General features: G+C 60.5%; 16 protein-coding genes and 1 pseudogene. 8 read left to right on the forward strand and 9 right to left on the reverse strand.

Features of this window, described 5'->3' with window-relative positions:
- Positions 1–470: 470 nt before the first annotated feature.
- Positions 471–974, forward strand: coding sequence for an aldehyde dehydrogenase family protein (locus tag MU558_RS20430; protein WP_265781616.1), 504 nt, complete (start codon positions 471–473; stop codon positions 972–974).
- A gap of 749 nt (positions 975–1723) precedes the next feature.
- Positions 1724–2293 carry an IclR family transcriptional regulator gene (locus MU558_RS20435; protein WP_246976535.1) on the forward strand — a complete coding sequence of 190 codons (570 nt, stop codon included), beginning with the start codon at positions 1724–1726 and terminating at the stop codon, positions 2291–2293.
- A 67-nt stretch (positions 2294–2360) separates the two neighbouring features.
- Here MU558_RS20435 and MU558_RS23450 read toward each other — a convergent pair whose 3' ends face one another.
- A complete protein-coding gene (locus MU558_RS23450; RefSeq protein WP_377070510.1) occupies positions 2361–2837 on the reverse strand; it encodes a winged helix-turn-helix domain-containing protein in 477 nt (158 codons plus the stop codon).
- Between the two features lie 295 nt (positions 2838–3132).
- On the opposite strand from MU558_RS23450, the gene MU558_RS20440 reads away from it, so the two are divergent.
- Both MU558_RS20440 and scpC read left to right on the forward strand, forming a co-directional pair.
- Entirely contained in the window at positions 3133–4320 is a 1188-nt protein-coding gene (locus MU558_RS20440) for an MFS transporter (protein ID WP_246976538.1), read from the forward strand.
- A 449-nt stretch (positions 4321–4769) separates the two neighbouring features.
- A complete protein-coding gene (gene scpC / locus MU558_RS20445; protein ID WP_246976541.1) occupies positions 4770–6248 on the forward strand; it encodes a succinyl-CoA:acetate CoA-transferase ScpC in 1479 nt (492 codons plus the stop codon).
- 96 nt (positions 6249–6344) lie between these two features.
- Here the strand turns inward: scpC and MU558_RS20450 are convergent, their stop codons facing one another.
- From MU558_RS20450 to MU558_RS20470, 5 genes are all read right to left on the reverse strand, one after another.
- Positions 6345–6578, reverse strand: coding sequence for a hypothetical protein (locus MU558_RS20450; protein ID WP_246976545.1), 234 nt, complete (start codon positions 6576–6578; stop codon positions 6345–6347).
- Positions 6575–8557 carry a TRAP transporter permease gene (locus MU558_RS20455; protein ID WP_246976548.1) on the reverse strand — a complete coding sequence of 661 codons (1983 nt, stop codon included), beginning with the start codon at positions 8555–8557 and terminating at the stop codon, positions 6575–6577. The genes MU558_RS20450 and MU558_RS20455 overlap by 4 nt, the downstream gene beginning before the upstream one ends.
- 59 nt (positions 8558–8616) lie before the next feature.
- The gene (locus MU558_RS20460) at positions 8617–9693 is read right to left on the reverse strand and encodes a TAXI family TRAP transporter solute-binding subunit (protein WP_246976551.1); all 1077 of its coding nucleotides are present in this window, start codon (positions 9691–9693) and stop codon (positions 8617–8619) included.
- A gap of 489 nt (positions 9694–10182) precedes the next feature.
- On the reverse strand, positions 10183–11403 hold the full coding sequence (locus MU558_RS20465) for a mandelate racemase/muconate lactonizing enzyme family protein (protein ID WP_246976554.1): 1221 nt from the start codon (positions 11401–11403) through the stop codon (positions 10183–10185).
- Positions 11404–11417: 14 nt separating this feature from the next.
- Complete coding sequence (locus MU558_RS20470; protein WP_246976557.1) at positions 11418–12548, reverse strand: mandelate racemase/muconate lactonizing enzyme family protein; 1131 nt, start codon at positions 12546–12548, stop codon at positions 11418–11420.
- A 92-nt stretch (positions 12549–12640) separates the two neighbouring features.
- Between MU558_RS20470 and MU558_RS20475 the strand changes: the two genes are divergently transcribed.
- Entirely contained in the window at positions 12641–13939 is a 1299-nt protein-coding gene (locus tag MU558_RS20475) for a nickel pincer cofactor-dependent isomerase, group 22 (protein ID WP_246976560.1), read from the forward strand.
- Position 13940: 1 nt separating this feature from the next.
- Here the strand turns inward: MU558_RS20475 and MU558_RS20480 are convergent, their stop codons facing one another.
- Complete coding sequence (locus MU558_RS20480; RefSeq protein ID WP_246976562.1) at positions 13941–14744, reverse strand: IclR family transcriptional regulator; 804 nt, start codon at positions 14742–14744, stop codon at positions 13941–13943.
- Between the two features lie 437 nt (positions 14745–15181).
- On the opposite strand from MU558_RS20480, the gene MU558_RS20485 reads away from it, so the two are divergent.
- The 3 genes from MU558_RS20485 to MU558_RS20495 are packed head-to-tail and all read left to right on the forward strand — an operon-like array spanning position 15182 to position 17129.
- Positions 15182–15967: an SDR family oxidoreductase gene (locus MU558_RS20485; protein WP_246976565.1), complete on the forward strand. Its 786-nt coding sequence runs from the start codon at positions 15182–15184 to the stop codon at positions 15965–15967.
- A complete protein-coding gene (locus MU558_RS20490) occupies positions 15964–16311 on the forward strand; it encodes a cupin domain-containing protein (RefSeq protein ID WP_246976569.1) in 348 nt (115 codons plus the stop codon). The genes MU558_RS20485 and MU558_RS20490 overlap by 4 nt, the downstream gene beginning before the upstream one ends.
- The gene (locus MU558_RS20495) at positions 16308–17129 is read left to right on the forward strand and encodes a fumarylacetoacetate hydrolase family protein (protein WP_246976572.1); all 822 of its coding nucleotides are present in this window, start codon (positions 16308–16310) and stop codon (positions 17127–17129) included. Before MU558_RS20490 ends, MU558_RS20495 begins: the two co-directional genes overlap by 4 nt.
- A 429-nt stretch (positions 17130–17558) precedes the next feature.
- Here the strand turns inward: MU558_RS20495 and MU558_RS23455 are convergent.
- A pseudogene (locus tag MU558_RS23455) lies at positions 17559–18418 on the reverse strand (IS630 family transposase).
- 232 nt (positions 18419–18650) lie between these two features.
- Positions 18651–20090, reverse strand: a complete 1440-nt coding sequence (locus MU558_RS20505) for a cryptochrome/photolyase family protein (RefSeq protein WP_246976662.1) — start codon at positions 20088–20090, stop codon at positions 18651–18653.
- Positions 20091–20378 lie beyond the last annotated feature (288 nt).

The following is a 20378-nucleotide window of genomic DNA, read 5'->3' on the forward strand; positions in this document are numbered from 1 at the left end:
AGCTAAACGGCATCAACAATCTCCTACAGAAGAGCGTATGAAAATATGACGGCATTTTGCACCTGGTAAATGAACTGGAAGCGCCGACAGCGGCATCGTTGACCGGTAGTCGATCGCGTCGCGACGTTAAACAACCTGCTCGACACGATTCTTCCGGTTGCCGAGTGGTTTGCGAGACGAAAACGTTACTTGTGGACAATCACCACGGTGAATGTGGGGTTACAACACGGTCAACGTCGACGATCTCGCCTGGAGCGCTGCGCTTCTCGCCCACTAGAACCCGTTCACTTCTCAAGTCCTACAGAGCCAAACTGCGAAATTACGATCGAATAGTCACATACGGTAATTTATTATATTACGATTATATGATCGTAAGACATAGTGGTGCAGATGGTGAATCTCTGTCGAACACGAATTTACATGCCTATGGCTGTAATATCGGCCGGTGATGAACTGGACCGCTACTCCGGATAGATGGCGTCCGGAAGATCACCTTCACTGGTTCGACGGAGGTCGGCCACCACATCATGCGCAACGCTGCCGACCGAGCGGCACCTGTCACGCTCGAACTCGGAGGGAAGTCACCGTTTATCGTGTTCCCGAACGCCGACATCGAAACGGCCGTCGAGTCAGTCGCCGGCGTCATGTACTACAACACTGGCCAATCCTGTGATGCCCCCTCGCGGGTGTTCGTCCACGAAGACGTCGAAGACGAGTTCATGGACGCGTTCCTGGAACGGACTACCGAGGAGGTGGTTGGCGATCCACTCCGCGAAGGGACGACGATGGGCCCGCTCGCGTCGAAAGCGCAGTTCGAGAAGGTAACTAACTACCTAGATGTCGGTCGTAAGGAGGGAGCGAGCATCGCCGCAGGTGGCGAGATCCCTGACGGTGAGGAGTTTGAAGACGGCTGGTTCGTCGACCCAACCGTGTTCACCGACGCCAGCCGTCATTTCAGCGCTCCACGTCGATGATTCGTCGACACCAAACCTGATCGACGAGACCGTGGCTGTACCAGGATCATACGCCTTCCAAATCCCTTTCTATTATCGAACCCCGCTCTCGACTCACCTGGTGTGGATTATAAAAACACCAGATATATTACATATACAGAAGTTTGTTCTGATAGGTTTGGACGAGAGGAACGGCTAGTTAAGCACCACCCTGTCTGAGTAAGTTGCGTTCTATCCGATCGTTGCAGTCGTTGGAGTGTTGTGCATATTCCACAATTTAGTCTCTGATATTCACCCAACTATCTATCCACGAGTTGTAGAAGAAATCGACAAGTTTTCGAAAGAAACACCGACTTTCGGTCAGATTCCAGCCGACATAGTCGGATCGACGCTCCTTCCTACCCGAAAGAGGATATTCAGATGACCGTAGCCATCAACGAGAAACGCGACTTCGGAGTAATCGTGTTTCATGATCAGCCTCTGAAGAGATGCAGCGGCTGGATCGATGTCTCTCATCCAGAGACTACCCGTCGAGAATTAGTTTTGAGCCGATATCGATTACAATACTCCACAATACTATCCGTCAATAATTTACAGTAGTGTTATCAATGACGACCCGAGGCAGTTTAACCGTCGATGGATCTGAAATACTATCAGATGATCTATACAATCATTACTAGACTGCTTATACGAACGGCCAACGTCGATTAATTAGAGCGAACCTCCTCGTCGCCAAGGAAGACGACGAGCACCGTCTCGGCCTCCAATTTATGACGTTCGGCGAGTATGTCAAAAATAAAAATCCGCTTTACGAGGCTGGCAAAGACGAGACCGAAGACCTCGCAGCGAACACCGGCGAGTACGCACATCTCATGGCCGAAGAGTTCGGGCGGGGAATCCATCTTTACAAAGCGCAAGGAGAAAACGCGGTCGGAGAACCGTATCACAACCGAAACTTGCAAAAACGGGATTACCTCCATTACTCGTCGACGGGGAAGTCGATTCTGTCGTGTTTACCCGATGAGCAGGTCCTGTCGATCGTCGATGAGTACGGATTGCCTGAGCGGACAGAACAGACGATCACGTCGGAAGAAGAACTTTTTGAGGAACTCGAGACGGTACGCAATCGCGGATACGCATTCAACGACGAAGAAGAAATCGAGGGGCTTCGTGCGGTGGGTGCACCGATTCGTGCAAACCAAAACGACATCATTGGAGCCATTAGCGTCTCGGGACCGGTTAGCCGGATGAAAGACGAGCGGTTCCGCAACGAACTTCCCGAAACGGTAGTCCAGGCCGCTAACGTGATAGAACTGAATATCGATACCGCTCGTGAGTAGTATCCGTTCTCCATATTATTCCCAAACACATAACTGTTCTGTTATAATATGTATATCATATCTTAATTCATACTATAATGTGAGATCGACATGTATTTGCACATTTAGGAGTGACATGCTCTTCGAACCGAGCACTGGGTTCAGTGACCACGTCCAAGCACGTTGTCCAGAGAATTCGACGGTCGTCCACATGTCGCGCGGGAATCGCGTCGGCACACGGTTCGATCGTACGGATTTCTTCATTTGCTCGAGACACACTACTGTAGTGTCCATTTCCCGCCGCTTTTTTGCGGTTGTCCCGGCACTCCGCCCGCTCGTCAACAGTTGCTTTGGCGGCTGTGTGGCGAGGGTTTTGATACCGCAATCCCGCTTCTTTGCGTAACCGCCGACAGCTTGGAACTGAATAGTCGACAACGTACGTGTGTTCACGAGACTGCTGGACGAGTGCTGGTGTCGATGCCGACGCGTCGATTCTAACTCGCTCGGTGACTCGTGGACGATCTGCTCGAACCCATATTACTGTTATTCTGAGGGTTTTCATCATTTATCATATTGGGTAACATCAATGACGACCTGCTCGAGCGACTCGTCGAGTTGCTTTCCGTCCACGCTTTCGAGGGGATTATACAGCTCTTTGACAGAAACCTCGTCGAGATGGTCAACTAGCCCAGTGATGAAGACGAGCAAAAATATCTAACAGTGATCTCAATTCGGTGCAGAGAACTGAATTCAGTAACGTCTCTCGAGTTCTTACAGTGGCGGCGTACTTCAGGCGCCCGAGTGCTGAGATCGCTAGCGAGTCGATTATTTTACCACCATGCAGTCAGCAACAGTGAGCGATGGCAATCGAGTCACAGTCGGTGCGTGCGTCGAGGAGCTGGCGGTCGGTTGCGGTGGTCACAGGCTGGCAGACGACGGCCAGTCTCTGCTACTATACCATCTTCGCTGCGACCGGGTTCCTTCGAGATACGTTCTCCCTGTCCGAAGCGCTCGTCGGCGTTTTCCTTACTGCTACGCTGCTTGGAAACACACTGCTGCTCTTCCCAAGTGGCGCAGCCGTCGACGGTCTCGGCGAGAAACGAATGATGGCCGCCGGGCTGGTCGTCCTCGCCATCGCAGCCGTCGGCGTGTCGCTCGCACCGACGTTTGGCTTCCTCCTTGGTGCGGGGATACTCCTGGGTGGCGCATACTCGACGTCGATGCCGGCGTCGAATCGAGCGATCGTCGCCAGTTCCCCCACGGGACAGCAGGGCCTTGCGATGGGATTGAAGCAGGTCGGGGTCACCGCGGGTAGCGGTGCGGCGTCGCTTCTCATCACGGGCATCGCTACCATCGCCACCTGGGAGGTTGGCTTCTGGATCGTCGCGATCCTGGCCGGCGGTTACACGCTGGGGTTTATGATCCTCTACGACGGCTCACACGGTAGCGGCGAATTCTCACTGCCAGACTTCTCGAGGCTTCGGGCCAATCGGGCCTACGTACTGCTCGTCGCTTCTGGCCTGTTCGTCGGCGCATCGATCTTTTCGATGCTTGGCTACACCGTCCTCTACGTGCAAGACGTCACGAATGCGAGCGTCGCCGCCGGCGGCATCGTGCTGGCGGTGACGCAGGTGACTGGGAGTGTCAGCCGTATCGGCGCCGGGAATCTCGCGGACCGACTGGGCGGTGCGAGCGGCGCAGCCACCGTTGCGGTTGGCCAGATGGCCCTTGGGGCCGCCCTCTTTGCCGTAATCGCCGGTGGTGACTGGCCGCTTCCAGTTGTCGTCGTGCTCTTTGCCGGTCTGGGTCTCTCGATCCACGGCTCGACTGGCGTCTACTACTCGTGTCTCTCGGAACTCGTCGATACCGACGACATCGGCGGTGCGACGGCCGGTGGCCAGACCGCAATCAACATCGGTGGAATCGTTGCGCCGCCACTGTTTGGACTGTTAATCGAGACGTCTGGCTACGGGATCGGCTGGGCGCTGCTTGCCGGGACGACGCTGGCGGCGACGGTACTGCTCGTGGCGGTTCGACTGCGGACGTGACGTCTTTTCACCCGTTGCCATCGACGGTCCCTCCATTTACAGGCCCCTCTCGATTTCGGTAGGATGCGACAGGCCGCGAGCATCGCAGAGACGGGGATGTCACGTGGTCGCTCTGTTCTCGTAGTGATAAGCACGGCCGCTTTCGGACGTCTCGAGCCGAACACAGCGCCGACTCCCCCGAAGTGCGGTTTTGTAAGCGCACCCGTTTTTCAGGAGGTTTTTTATCCGCATGCCTGTAAGTGACAGTCGAAGGCGTCGACGACGAATGGCTCGCCGCCGGAGATAGAGGGAACCGCTCCCAACGGATAGCCACGTGACCGTCGCGCTCAGAGGTAACTGATGATCCGAACTACCGATGGTGGGAAGTCGATCCCCGCCCTGGCCGGTCGAACAGCATTCGAGGAACACCGCGTGTCCTGTACTCCCATCCCGGAGGTAAGACGGTGGTCATGACCGGGCACGGCAGACCCGAACTGAAAGACGTCGATCGACGGCTGTACGGTGATCTTCCGTGTATCGACGCTACCACTGCCGCAGCGCGAATCGACACCGATGCGACCGTGCTCACGAGCGGGTTCGGCAGCGTCGGGTATCCCAAACGCGTTCCGCTGGCGCTCGCCGATTCGGATCGTGCGCTGTCGCTGACGGTCGTCAGCAGCGGCAACGTCGGCGACGAGATCGACGTCGAACTCGTCGAGTCGGGTGCGATCGAGCGGCGCTTCACGTATCAATCATCTGCCGTCGCTCGAGCGGCGACGAACGGACGTGAAATCGCGTTCAGCGACCGAAACGCGTCGTCGCTCGGCGACGAGGTTCAGTACGGCGGGATGGTCGACCCCGACGTTGCTATCGTCGAAGCGATCGCCGTCGGCGAGGACTGGTTCATCCCGTCGACGTCGATCGGACAGGTTCCGGCGTTCGTCGAGGCTGCTGACGAGTTGCTCGTCGAAGTGAACGACAGACAGCCCCTCGAGCTCCAGGCGCTTCACGACGTCTACCGTCCCGAGGCACCACCGAACCGGAGCCCTATCCCGCTGACGGATCCGGGCGATCGAATCGGGACGCCGTACGTGACCTTCGACCCCGAGAAACTCGTCGGCGTCGTAGAGACTGACCGTGCCGACTCGACGTACTCGTTCCGGGAGCCGACGGACGACGACCTCGCGATTGCCGCCAACCTCGGGGACTTTCTCACCGAGGAAGTCCGACGTTGTTCGGCGTTCGACGACGCGGTCCACCTCCAGTTCGGCGTCGGTTCGCTCGGAAACGCGTTGATGGGAGAACTGTCATCCCTCGAGTTCGGCGACCGTGACGTCGTGTACTTCGGCGAACTCATCCAGGACGGATTGCTCGATATGCTCGATGCCGGACGACTCGAGTCTGCGAGTGCGACGTCGCTGGCGCTCACTGACGACGGACAGGAGCGGCTCTTCGCGGACGTCGAACGGTACGCACAGGACGTCGTGCTTCGCCCGGCAGACGTCTCGAACCATCCCGGATTGATCGATCGGTTCGGCGTGATCGGGGTCAACAGTGCGATCGAGTTCGACATCTACGGAAACGTCAACTCGACGCACGTCGGCGGGAAACGGATGATAAACGGCGTCGGCGGCTCCGCTGACTTCAACCGCAACGCCCTGATTACGGTCTGTGCGCTTCCCTCGACCCACGACGGTGGCGAAATATCGCGCGTCGTTCCGATGGCGTTCCACGTCGATCACACCGAACACGACGTCGACGTCTTCGTCACCGAACAGGGAGTCGCGGACGTCCGTGGCTGTTCGCCGGTCGAACGTGCCGAGCTGATAATCGAAGAGTGTGCACACCCCTCGTTCGAGCCGCGCCTCCGCGAGTACCTCGACAGCGTTCGTGGGCAGGACAACCACATCCCTCACGACGTCGAACGAGCCGTGAAGTGGTCGAGGTAGTCCCAACAAAGCAGCAACCAGAACGCGATTTCTCCCCCTCCGTACGCACCTGAGTGACGATAGAGAGAATCTTCGAATCGCCGGCGACGCTGACGCCTATCCCCCGAGGAAGAGGGAGAGCCAGTAGAGGTAGCCGCCAGTGAGCACCAGAGCGACGATCGCTTCCATGAACTTGACGTACGTCTGTCCGTGGGTACTCCGGAAGTCCTGTATCACCTGGATTCGGCTCCAGATCGGCATGAGCTGTGGTGGAAGGACCTCCTCGAGTCCGCCGACGTTCTCGGTGTCGACCTGTTCTTCCGGATCTTCGTCGTCTGATCTCACGCTCATTGGCCCACCCCCATCGACGACGGGCTTTTGTCACGTGACATCATTTTCTCCATGATGAAGACACCTGCGAACACGATGACACCGGCGAGTTTGACGAACTGGTGGGGGTAGATCATCACGACCGTTCCGATCGCAGTGAGACCGGTTCGGAGCGCGATACGACGACCTACCCGCATATTGAACGGGTAGTTCAGCCCGTAAATCATCGCAATCGCACCCAGGAGGACCAGCGTGCCGGCGATCACGGTCGGTAGGCCAAGCGACATGGACACGAGTGCCGGGTTGTAGACGAACGCGACTGGCAGGATGAAAAGCGGGGCAGCGATCTTGATCGCAGCGCCACAGACCCGCCAGAAGTTCGCCTGGGCGATCCCGGCTGTCACGACCGCAGCCGTTGCAACCGGCGGTGTAATACCGGCCAGGATCGCGGCGTAGAATACGGTGTAGTGAGCCGTTATCTCGGGAATGGCGAAGTCCGAGATGAGCGTCGGTGCGATGAGGATCGCGACGATGACGTACGCTGCAACGGTCGGCATCCCGACACCCATCAAGATACTTACGAGCATCGCGAGGAGCACGGCCATCAGCAAGACGCCACCCGAGAGGTCAATCAGCAGCAGGGCGATCTTGTTCGGCACGCCGGTCACGCTGAAGATGTCGATGACGCCGTTGACCGCCGCCAGGATGATCGCGATCGGTGCGAGGATTATCGCACCGCGACGGAACCCGAGGATCGTGTTCCAGAACTGTGTGATGAATTCCGACGCGGGACTAATCTCCGAGTCGTCCAGCGCGCGCTGGATCGGGGGAATGAGGACGCCGGTGAGTATCATCGACACGATCGTCCACAGCGCAGACGTCATCACCGTGTACTGGGCGACGCCAAGCAGATAGACCAGGACGAGAAACGGCACCCCGAAACGGATTCCTTCGACGATCTTCTGTCTCGAAGTCAGTTCCTCGTCGAAGAACTCGTCGAACTCCATCTCCTGGCTGCTCGCGTCGCTGATCGCGACGTAGTGGACGGCGATACCGATCGAGGCGACGAGGATCGCCGCCGGAACGATGCCTGCGATGACGATGTTGAGATAGGAAACGCCCAGGTACGACGCCATGACGAACGCCGACGCGCCCATGACTGGCGGCAGCACCTGTCCGGACGTCGACGCGACTGCTTCGATGGCGGCCGCTCGATGGGGGGCCATTCCGCTGTCTTTCATCGTCGGGATCGTAAACGACCCCGTCATTGCGGCGTTCGCGGTGTAGGAGCCGTTGATCGACCCGATGACGGTCGACGAGAGCACCGCCGTCTGGGCCACGCCGGACCTGATGTAGTTCGCCGACTCGATCGCGACGCGCAGGATCAGATCGAACGCGCCGTAGGCAAACAGCAGGCCGGCGTACAGGAGAAACGGCGCGATCCACGCGGCAGTAAGCTGCGTGAGACTCCCGTAGAAGCCGTACAGGTCGGTGACCAGCGTCTGCAAGAGCGTCAGCTCCGTCATCCCGCCGTGGTTCAGGATCCCCGGGGCCATGTTGCCGTACATCCCGTAGAGGATGACACCGCCGACGAGACCGAGAAACAGGTTCCCGAACTCGCGCCACGTGAGATACAGTATCGAGAGGATGATGAGCCGCGCCAGCATGTACTCGTGTTCGAACGCGTATCCCTGCTGGTGGACGTAGACGCTCTCGAAGTTCAAGGCGAAGTAGATCGACGCCGTTATCAGCACGATCGAGGCCGGTAACAGGACGGCAACGTCGAGTCGATCGCCTTCTTCGAGGGCCTGTCGCGACTGGTCGATGGCGTACACGGTGAGAATCGCACCGATGAAGATCACGCCGTACTTGACCCGAGACATCCCCTGGGTACGCGCCCAGTAGAGGACGATCGCCCAGAACACGAGCGAACTGAGTACGACGCTAATGTCGAGCACTCGGGGGACCAACTTGTCCTTGGATTTTGTTTCTGAATTCATTGTATGCTATCGTGTATAATATTTGAATTTCTCACCGCTCTTCGACTCGAGCGGGTGAGTTATTCGGTGGTGGGCAGGCTGTCGTCCCAGGCGTCTTTCTCCTGGTAGTACTCGACTGCGCCGGGGTGGAAGGGGAACTCGTCGCCTTCGAGGGCCGCCCCGAGCATATCTTCCGTCGACTCGAAGTCGTTGAACTGATCCTCGGCCTCGTTGACGGCGTCGTTGTGTTCGTCGACGACGCGACACAGTTCGTAGACTGCCTCGTTGCTGGCGTCCGGGTGGAAGACGTAGTTGACCTGCAGATCCCAGGTGAACACTTCGTCGGTTCCGATGTCCTGTTCGAGGCTCCAGTCCCCGTAGCTAGTTCGCGAGGTACCAGCACCTGCGTACGACTCGGCGGATTCCACCAGCGCGTCGGTTTCCTCGACGTAGTGGACGTCGACGCGGGCGTCGTACTCGGTCACAAAGCCAGTGTAGCTGACCCCCGGGGTACCGTACGCGATCGCGGCATCGATGCGCCCCTCTTCCATGGCGCCCGGGGCGTCGCTGACGCCCATGTCCATGATGTTCATCTCGTCGTATACGTCCGCCGTCGGGTCCTGACTCCAGACGTCGAGCGTCGTCGCCCGCGTCGAGTATCCCGGTTCGGCCGGGTAGACGTTCGCACCCGCGAGGTCGTCGAACGTTTCGATACCCGTTCCGTCGCGGGCGACGACGTAAATGCTGTACGGGAACGCGTAGAATCCCTGGTAGGGGATCATATCGACTCCTCGATCAGAGAAGCTTCCCCGGTCGTCGGCCGCCTTCGTCATCGAGTTGTTGTCGACGATTCCCGCGTTGAACTGATCCTGATCGAGTCGGTAGAGGGTACCGATGTACCCCGGACTCTCGACCGTCGAGTAGTCGAGTTCGTCGCTGTTCTGGCTCACCGCCCGTTCGACGGCGAGACCGACGTCTTGCGTGCCGCCTGCGGACGTACCGACTCGAAGTTGCATGTCGCCGCCGCCACCGCCGCCGTCACCGCCGTCACCGCCGTCACCGCCGTCACCGCCACCCATGCAACCGGCCAGACCAATTGCGCTCGCAGCTACTGCCCCTTGAAGGAATCGTCGTCGATTCACAGTATCATCTGCCATGTCCACTCATGGTATATCATGTCGTGTTTAATAATGTTTTTATTCGTTTCCAACATTAGGAGGAGACATATTTCATTCAGGTATTATACCGGTGTGAGAGATGGAGTAAAATCGATCGACTAAATATTAGCGGTTTGATGAGAGTTCTAAGCCCCCACCCTCAAGGAGCGAACGGAGTCAGCCGTGAGCGAGTAGGGCGGGGTAGTTCACAACAGTGACTTTCTATCGACACCGTCCAGAAGTTCGTCGACCACGTCAACTCTAACGGTCGTTCGATTTCGACGACCGAATGTACAATTCAAATGTGTATCTATCGGCACGACTGCATCGCCGTCGAAAGGCGGCAGTCGTGTTCAGTGCAGCCCGGACAGCTATCGATACGATCCTCACGGCTCGACTACCACTACAGGCGATCAGTTCGCGGACTCGGTCGTTCGACGTCTACAGACGAAACAGGCCGAGCAGCTCGGGGTCAAGGTCCGAAGCGGTTCACTCGAAGCCGTTCGTTCCCTCGAGTCGGTGTTCCTCGGCGACCGTCTCGTCCAGTTCGACCCCGAGACCGGGCGCTTCCGGCACCTCGATGTAGCCGTCTTCGATGAGCGGTTCGTCGCGGACGAGCAGTTCGTCCCACCAGTCGACCTCGAGGGCGTGATACTCGAGGACGTCGAAGTTCGGGATCGCGGCGCCGAGATGCACGCAGGCCATCGTCCCGATCGGACTGCAGACGTTGTGGGGCGAGATCGGCATGTAGTTCTCTTCGGCACGATCCGCGATCCGCATCGTCTCACCCAGGCCGCCGACGGTGGTTGGGTCCGGCGTCACGATGTCGACACCGTGCTCGTAGATCAGGTCGGACAGTTCGTGGACCCGGAAGCGGTTTTCACCGGTCGCGACCGGGGTCTTCGTCGCCTTCGTGACTTCGATTTGCGCGTCCATGTTCTCCGGCGGAACGAGATCCTCGAGCCACATGAGGTCGTACTCCTCGAGTTTGTAAGCGAGGCGTTTGGCGCTCTCGACCGAGTAATCCCAGTGACAGTCGAACGCGAGGTCGACGTCGTACCCGATCTCCTCGCGGACCGCCTCGACGATTTCGCGCTTGTACTCGATGGCCCCGTTACTCAGTCGGCCGTTGAACGGGTCCGGGTCGTTGTCCATCTCGAGGTCGAGATCGAACTTGAGCGCGGTAAACCCCATGTCGACGACGCGCCGCGCTTCGTTCGCGTAGGCGTCCGGAGAGTACGCGTCGGCGTCGGCGTACTCGGTGTAGCCGTCTTCGACGGCGTAGGCTTCGCCTGCATGACAGTCACAGTAGATCCGAACCTCGTCGCGGAACTTCCCGCCGAGGAGCTGGTAGACTGGGACGTCGAGGATCTTTCCGGCGACGTCCCACAGCGCGATCTCAATGCCCGAGGCGGCGGTGATGACCTTCCCGGTCGTTCCGCCGTGACCGGACATCTCCTGGATGATCCGCCTGTAGAGGCGCTGGACGTCGAGCGGGTTCTCGCCGATCAGGAACCGTTTCGTGTACTCGACGAGTTCGGGAACGCCGCCGCCGCGGTAGGATTCGCCGATCCCCGTGACGCCGGCGTCGGTCTCGATCTTGATCAAGTTCCACTCGAAGTTCCCCTCGACGACGCACGTCTGGATGTCGGTTATCTCGACGTCGCGATCCGCGTTCCGGTTCGATATCTGGTTTGAGAAGTCTTTCATGATGAGTTCAGTTTTTAGCTCGTCTGGTACGATTGGTACGTCCGCTCGAAGCGCTCGAGCGCGTCGGCGTCCAGCCGGACGCCGTGGCCCGGTTCGTCCGGGAGCGAAATCGCCCCGGTATCGTCGGGCCGGAGTGGCGTTTCGACGACGTCGTCGAACACCTTCACGTCCATGTCGCGGTAGAAGTACTCCACCCAGAGCCCGTTCTCGATCGCGCCGAGAAGCGACGCGTGAAGGTTCCAGTTGTAGTGTGGCGCGATCTGTACGTCGTTTGCCGCCGCGTAGTGGGCGATCTTGAGCCACTCGGTGATTCCGCCGCAGACAGTCGCATCGGGTTGTAAGACGCCTGCTGCGCCATCGTCGTACAGCCGCTCGAAGGCGTAGCGCGGGCCCTCGAGTTCGCCGGTCGCGACGGGATACGGAATGGCGTCGTTGACAGCCGTCATCGCGCCGACGCTGTCGATCATGACGGGTTCTTCGATGAAGTACGGGTCGTACGGTTCGAACGCGCGACAGGCACGGATCGCTTCCGTCCCGCCCGACCAGGCCCCGTTCGCGTCGAGCAGCAACGTTCGATCTGGGCCGATTTCGTCGCGGACGGCGGCGACGCGGTCGGCTTCCTCGGAGATCGACCGACGACCGACCTTCATCTTGACGACGTCGTGGCCCTCGTCGAGGTACCGACGCATCTCGTCACGGAGTCCCGCGTGGCCCTTCTCGTCCCGGTAGTAGCCCCCACTCGCGTACGCGGGGACCGCGTCGGCGTGCCCGCCGAGAAGTTTGTACAGCGGCTGGTCGGCGGCTTTCGCCTTGACGTCCCAGAGGGCGATGTCGACCGTCGAGATCGCCCGGAGGACCACGCCGGCCCGGCCGATCTGGACTGTCCCGTCGAACATCTCGCGCCACAGTCGCTCCGTGTCCCGTGGGTCTTCGCCGACGACGATCGGTTCGAGCAGCGACTCTACCGCGTCGGCGATGAGGCCTGCCCCCTCGTATCCGAGCGAGTACCCCACCCCCTCGTGTCCGCTCGTGGTCCGGACGTACGTGATCGCGTGATCCCTGTACGTGAGCGTCCGATTCGAGAAGGATACCGGGTCCTCCAGCGGTATTGCCACTGGGAATGACTCGACGTGGTCGATCTCCATCACTCAGAGAACGACAAAGGAGGGTGAAAGTAACTCACATACCGGCAATTCTCACCAGGGAGAAATATAAGTCGGGCAGCTAGATACCAAACATGGAGTTTCCCGACCCGGACGAGATAGCGCATCTCATCGATCCGCAGCCGTATCCCTCGTTTGCACGCGTCAGCTACGATCCGCCCACCGAGACGCTCCCCGATCTGCTGGCGACGGTCCGATCGGAGCTCGATCGGCTTCCGCTCGACGACCTCGAGCCCGGCGCCACGGTCGCGGTCGGCGTCGGCAGCAGAGGGATTCACCGCCTCGACGACGTCGTCACCGAAACGATCACGTCCCTCGAGGAACGCGGGTTCGACCCCGTCGTCGTTCCGGCGATGGGCAGCCACGGCGGTGCAACCCCCGAGGGTCAACGCGAGATTCTCGCCGCCCTGGATATCACCGAGGACCGAATCGGCGCGCCGATAGACGCTCGCATGGACGTCGAAAAGCTCGCCGAAGTCGACGTCGGTGGAACGACGACCCCGGTCTACCTCTCTGCCGCCGCGCTCGAGGCCGACGCGGTCCTCGTGATCAATCGCGTCAAGCCGCACACGAACTTCACCGGCCGAATCGAGAGCGGGCTCTGCAAGATGCTCACCGTGGGCCTCGGCAAGCAACGCGGTGCCCAGGCGTTCCACTCGACGGCGATCGAGCAGGGATACGTCCCGACGATCGAATCGCTCGTCGCGGCCATCAGGGACGCCGCCCCGGTGCTCGGTGGACTGGCGATCGTGGAGAACTTCCACGAAGAGACCGGGCACCTCGAGGCGATCCCGGCCTCGTCGCTCGAGGATCGCGAGCCCGACCTGCTGGAACGGGCACGGAACGAGATGGCGACGCTCCCGGAGGACGACATCGATCTGCTCGTCGTCGACGAACTCGGAAAGGAGATCTCTGGTGCGGGGATGGACACGAACGTGATCGGCAGGTATCGCGTTCTCAACGCGCCCGATCCGGAGGATCCCTCGATCAAACTCATCTACGCTCGTGGACTCACGGCAAAGACCAGCGGCAACGGGAACGGGATCGGCCTGGCCGATATCACTCGTCGGGCTGCCGTCGAGCAACTCGACTTGCGGAAGACCTACGCGAACGCCCTGACGAGCGGCTCGCTCGCCAAAGCGAAGCTTCCACCCGTGGCGCCGAACGACGAACTGGCGCTTCGAATCGCCCTGAACGCCCTTGGCGGCTACGATCCGGAGACGGCCAGAGTCGCCTGGATCGAGAACACGACCGATCTCGCCGAGTTCTACGTCTCGGACGCACTCCTCGAGGAGATCGTGGACGACGTCACGGTACGAAGCCGAGCACGACTTACGTTCGACGACGGCACAGCCGAGTTCGAGCGAGTGTAGCTCACTCGACGACGTGGGCGTTCGAACTGTCTGGTGAGGAGTAGGTGATGTTCAGCTCGAGTTCGTTCGCGGCCGCGAGCAGGCGGGCCGGGAGTTCGTCTTCGAGCCGGTCGCCGGTCAGCCGGTTGGATGGTCCCGCGACGGCGAGTGCTCCGAGGACCGAATCGTCGCGTTTGACAGGAACCGCAACCCCGTTGATGCCGTCGACGTGTTCCTCCCGGTTGAAGGCGACGCCGCGCTCGCGGACTCGCTCGAGTTCCGCGTACAGTTTTTCGCGGTCGGTGATCGTGTTCTCGGTGAGCGCCGGCAACTCCCACCGGTCGAAGATCTCGTCGACGCGCTCTCGCGGATAGTGCGCGAGGATCGACTTGCCCGCCGACGACGAGTGGAGGTGGATCTGGCGACCGACGCCGAACCCGGCGCGCACGGCCTTGCTGCCAGTCGCCATGTGGAGGTAGATGCCGAGCCCGTGGTCTTCGACGACGAACTGACACCGTTCCTGAGTCTCCTCGGAGAGGCTCTGGACGTACTGCTCGGCCATTTCGTAGGCCGGTTCTCTCGTTCGTGCCGCTCGACCCAGCCGAACGAATCGGAGCCCGAGCTGGTACTGCGTTCCCACTCGCGACACGTACCGGAGATCACAGAGCGTGTTGAGATGGCGGTGTGCGGTGCTCTCGGCGAGATCGAGCTCGTCTGCGATCTCGGAGAGTCGTGCGGGACCGTTCTCCTGGAGCTGGTGGATGATCTCGAAGGTCGTCTTCGTGCTCCCGATCCGATTTCCGCCCCCAGTGTCGCGTTCTACCATATCGGGATGAAAACGTTCCCGGGTTAAAAATTACGCTATATGGAATTCGACTGTTCGAGGTGTCGAGCTCACGTTGACTCGGCTGAAACAGTTACACTGGTGGGCATACGAGCGCCTATCGAACGAACGAGATTCCGGGCCGCGGAAGGCTAGTCGCGACCAACAAGTTCGAAAATCGAATGGATTACGAGACTACAACTGTAATGAGACATATCGTTTCGTGGTAACTACTACCGCGTTTGTGGAAAGATAACGCCCGAGTTGTGCGGTCACGGCCACCGATAGGTTGAACCGGTGCTCGTCCAAACCAGAGACCAGTCGATTCCTCGATACGGAACCATGACCGATGATCGTGAACGTTTCAGAGTAACAAAGGGACGGGTTGCCTTACCGCAACGCGAAGTTTTTTCCCTTTCTCGTCGAGGATTACGGACGACATGGACCTACAGATTACCGGTAACGCAGCGCTGGTCACGGCATCCTCCAGCGGTCTCGGAAAGGCGTCGGCGAAGGCGCTCGCCCGCGAAGGTGCGAACGTCGTCATCAACGGCCGCGACGAGGACCGACTCGAGGCAGCGAAAGCGGAGATCGAAGACGTCGCCGAAGGCACCGTCGTCGCTCAACCGGGCGATCTCACCGACGAGGACGACATCGAGAGCCTGGTCGAGACGACCGTCGACGAGTTCGGTGGGATCGACCACCTCGTGACGAGCGCGGGCGGACCGCCGTCGGGACCGTTCCTCGAGACGGACGACGAGGACTGGTACCAGGCGTACGACCTGCTCGTGATGAGCGTCGTGCGACTCGCACGCGAAGCCGAGCCGTACCTCCGCGAGGGCGAGGGGACGATCGTGAACATCACGTCGCGAAGCGTCAAGGAAGCCATCGACAGCCTCGTGCTGTCGAACTCGGTTCGCATGAGCGTCATCGGACTCGAGAAGACGCTCTCGAAGGAGTTCGCCCCCGAGGTGCGTGCCAACGCCGTCCTCCCTGGCCCTCACGAGACAGAACGCATCGAAAATCTCGTCGAGCAGGCTATCGACCGCGGCGACTACGACTCGTACGAAGAGGGTCTCGACGACTGGGCGAACAATCCCCTCGATCGGATCGGCGACCCGATGGAACTCGGGAACACCGTCGCCTTCCTCTCGTCGCCGGTCTCGGGGTACATCAACGGCGAGAGTATCCTGATCGACGGCGGCTCCACGGGAGCGAACCTATGAAGCCGGTCGACTTCGACGGTGCGGAGACGTACGAGCCAGACGAGGGCTGGCGGCGCGTCTCGCTTGCTGGCAGCGACCAGTTTTCCTTCGAGTGGTTCGAGAAACCACCGGGGCACAGTTCCCCGATGCACGACCACGAGAACGAGCAGGTCTGTCTCTGTCTCAGAGGCGAACTCACGGTCGCGACCGAGAACGACGAGGTGGTGCTGGGCCAGTACGACTCCGTCTTGCTCGAGTCCGAAGAGCCCCACCGCGTCGAGAACACGGGCGACGAACTGGCGGTCGGCCTGGACGTCTTCGCACCCGGTCGGTCGTTCGACTTCTGGACCGAGAGAGACGAATGAAGTACCTCGCACGAACGACCGACGGCCGGCCGCTGCTCGGCGACGACGACGGATTCGTCCCGCTCTCGTCGGCTGTCCCGGCTGCCTCGAGCGTTCGGGACGCGCTCTCGCACGCCGCAAGCGGGACGCTCCCCGACGTCGACGACGTTCCGGCCGACCGGATCGATCGCCAGCACGTTCGGTTCGGACCCCCGCTCGAGCGCTTCGGCAAACTGTGGGGGATCGGGCTGAACTACGCCGAACACGCCGGCGATCTGGACGAGCAGCGCCCGGACGAGCCAGCCAGCTTCCTGAAACCGTCGAGCGCCCTCACCGGTCCGGGTGGGCCGATCACGCTCCCGCCGACCGATCAGACCGACGGCGTCACGGCCGAGGCCGAACTCGCCGTGCTGATCGGACGGGAATGTCGCGACGTCGGCGAGGACGCAGTCGACGACGTGATCGCAGGCTATCTCCCCGTCATCGACATGACCGCGGAGGACATCCTCCAGCGCAATCCACGGTTCCTGACACGGGCCAAGAGCTTCGACTCGTTCCTCGTCGTCGGACCGACGATCGCCGTCCCCGACGAACCGCCGGCCCTCGAGGACGTCACGGTCCGGACGATCGTCAACGAGACGGTCGCGGCCGAAAACGAGGTCCGCAACATGCTGTTTCCCCCTCGAGAGATCGTCTCGTTTCACTCCCGTGTAATGACGTTACAGCCCGGCGACCTCTTCAGTACGGGGACGCCCGGTGCGGAACCGATCGAGCCCGGTGACCACGTTCGTGCGACCGTCGAGACGATCGGTGCTGTCGACGCGCCAGTCGTTCGCTGACTGATGTGATCGACGGCCTGCGGTCGCCGTTCGACCGTCACTCGAGGCCGATAGGCAAGCGGTTTCTCGTCTCGTCGAGACCGTCACGAGTGCTGTGAGCTGTTCTAGTTCGAGATGGATCCCGCTCGATTCACGGTAGCGTTACGCTGCAGGTGTTCGCGACGCACACAGGAGCCGCGGCAGAGAGAGTGCATCGCGGAGGGCGACGTCGACTGATACTACTGGACAAAACGATTCACACGTCGATCGCACTCGAACGGCCGTCGCCAGCGGCGACGGGACGTGAGACGCGATCGAGTATTCAGTGACTTTTGTCCGGCAGTATGATCACTCCACCTGTGGAACGACGGCCGACGGCACGTTCCCGAAATCGAAAGATGGGGTGTAGGGTTTCCTGAATTCCAACATCGAAAAACACGATATCGCTGATTAGAAGTGGTGACTCGCTTTTGGCCTGGACAGGTGATCTACTGCGTCACCGATTGCTGGTGGACTCGTCGAGAGCGTCGACGAATCGATCGCTCAGCGGTGCTCGAAACAGTTTCCAGCACGTTTCGACCAGAGTTTGATCTGGAACGGACGGCGAAAACGCGACGCGCTCGAGGTCGGTGCGGGTCGCCAGATCCGTGACGGCCGATGCCTCGAAGTGCAGTCTACCATCGAACACGAGGCCAAATTGTGTTTGAATTCATACTATAATAGCCAGTTGAGGTGTTCGGCACGCGACTCTCCCTGCACGGAGTTCGTCGGCTGCTCGAGACGCGCTACTCTGGAACCCATCTCCCGTCGCTTCTGTCGCGGTCGTCACGGGACTCCGCTTGCTCGTCGCTAGCTGCTTCGGTGGCTGTGTGGCGAGGTTTTTGATAGCGCAACCCCGCTTCTTTGAGTAACCGCCGACAGCTCGGGATCGAATAGTGGACGCCGTACGTGTCCTCGAGATACTGCTGGACGAGCGCTGGCGTCCACGCCGGCGCGTCGATTCCCGCATCTCGCGGTGGTTCGTGGACAGTTCGCTCGAACTCCTGTTGTTGTTTTTCTGAAAGTTTTCGCTTTCTCCCAGATCGATGAGCATCAGTGACCGCCTGCTCGAGCGGCTCGTCAGTGTCGAGTCGCTTGAGCCAGCTGTAGATGGTTCGTCGCTGGACGTCGTGCCACTCGGCGAGTTCGGTCTGCGTCACACCGTTTTTGTATGCAATCGCTGCTAGGAGCCGTTGTGCCGGCTTCTTCCCCTCCACGTTGTCGAGGGCCTCTTGCAGTTCCTCGAGAGAGATCTCGTCGAGATGGTCCACTAACCACGGCTACAGACTACGAGCAGATAATTCTAACGGCTACTATCGACAATGGCTCTATCTTTCTTCAAGGGGAGAATCTCATCGATCACGGAGGGCGTGAATCCGACACTGCCGTTCCGATCCACGTTCGGCAGCAAGTCCGGATATTCATATAGAAAACGGTCGTTATTCACGGAAGCGCTTCACGCTCCGACAGCACGTCGTCTTGCTCTGTCTGAAAATCGCCCCGTCAGCCGTCGCCGCGCGCGGCCTCGAACGCCGCGATTGCGCGCTCGCGGTGCTCGCCGAGGTCGACGATGGGATCGGGGTAGTCGGGCGCAATGGCAGCGCGTGTCTCGTCATCCAGCGTGGGCCACTCGTGGATGGCGTCGGTCGGCGCATCCCGGAGTTCGGGGACGTATTCTCTGACGTACTCTCCGTCCGGGTCGTACTCTTCGGACTGGCTCGTGGGGTCGAGGACCCGGAAATACGGCTGAGCGTTCGTTCCCGTCGAGGCAGCCCACTGCCAGCCGCCGGCGGCGTGGGCAGTGTCGTGGTCCGCAAGCTTTTGACGGTACCAGTCGTACCCCTCGCGCCAGTCTATCAGCAGGTCCTTCGTGAGGAACGAGGCGGCCACCATCCGGACGCGATTGTGAACCCACGCCTCGGCGCACAACTGCCGCATCCCGGCGTCGACGATCGGATATCCCGTCTCGCCGTCCTTCCACGCCTGGAGCCCCTCAGGGTCGTCGCGCCACTGGATTTCGTTCGGGTACTCACGGTAGTTCTCGGTAACTACGTCGGGACGCGCGTCAAGCACGTGCGCGTAGAACTCCCGCCAGGCAAGGCGTCGCCGGAACGCCTCGACCGACTCCCGGGCGTCCTCGTCGCTAGCGGCGGCCGCCGCGTCTTCAGTGGCGTTCCAGACCGTCCGGACGCCGACTGTCCCGAACTTCAGGTGCGGCGAGAGGCGCGAGGTCGACTCCCGGGAAGGGTACTCTCGGTCGTCCCCGTAGCGGTAGATAGTGTCCTCGCGGAAGTCGGCGAGTAGGTCGTGGGCGGCGTCGGTGCCCGCTGGCTGCACGTCGGCTTCGGGATCGTCGAAGCCCAGGTCGGCGAGTGACGGTAGCGAGCCGGCGGCACTGGAATCCTCGGCGAGCCACTCCTCGTCGAGGCTGTCGCGGGGGTCGACAACGTCACCGCGACCCGGCGCGGCGACGGGGGTGGCCTTCTCCCGGTTGCGCCACTCCTGCCAGAAGTCCGAGAAGACAGAGTAGTGACTCCCGTCGTCCGTCGTGATGTGCTCTGGTTCGTGGAGAAGAGTGCCGCCGAACTGCTCGACGTCGACGCTGACGCCGGCGTCGGCGAGTGCCGCCGCGACCGCACGGTCGCGTTCGCTCGCCAGTCCGGAGTAGTCGCGGTTCCAGGAGACCGCATCGGCGTCGCAGGCCGCGGCGAGTGCGGGAAGCACCGCGCTTGGGTCACCACGGACGAGGAGCAGTTCGCCGCCGCGCTCGCGATACTGCTCGCGCAATGAGTCGAGCGCATCGAGCAAGAACGACACCACGGGCGGCGCGCCGTAGGCGAGTATCGCGGGATCGTGGACGAACACCGGGAGAAGGCGGTCGTCGCCCGCCAGTGCCGGGTTGTCGGTCACACGAAGGTCACGGCGGTGCCAGTGGAGTCGCAGACCGGAGTCTTGGCGGGCGCTGGCGCCGCCCATCGCGAGCATTCCGGCGAGGCCCGCCCCGCGAAGTGCGGTTCGACGTGTTGCTCGCATCGGTTCAGATTCTGGTTCCGCTGTCGTGTGGTGTGTCTCGTTACTCATGGTTCATGCCACTCTGAGTGGCCCACAGCAGCGGTTGGGACCGACTCGGACAATCGCACACCAGCATCTCATATAAAACAGCGACGGTACTTGAGAAGGATTTCATGACAGGATGATAGTGTTAGATGATTAATGCCGTAGAGGAGGTCA

This window comes from Natribaculum luteum (assembly GCF_023008545.1).
Classification (GTDB): Archaea; Halobacteriota; Halobacteria; order Halobacteriales; family Natrialbaceae; genus Natribaculum; species Natribaculum luteum.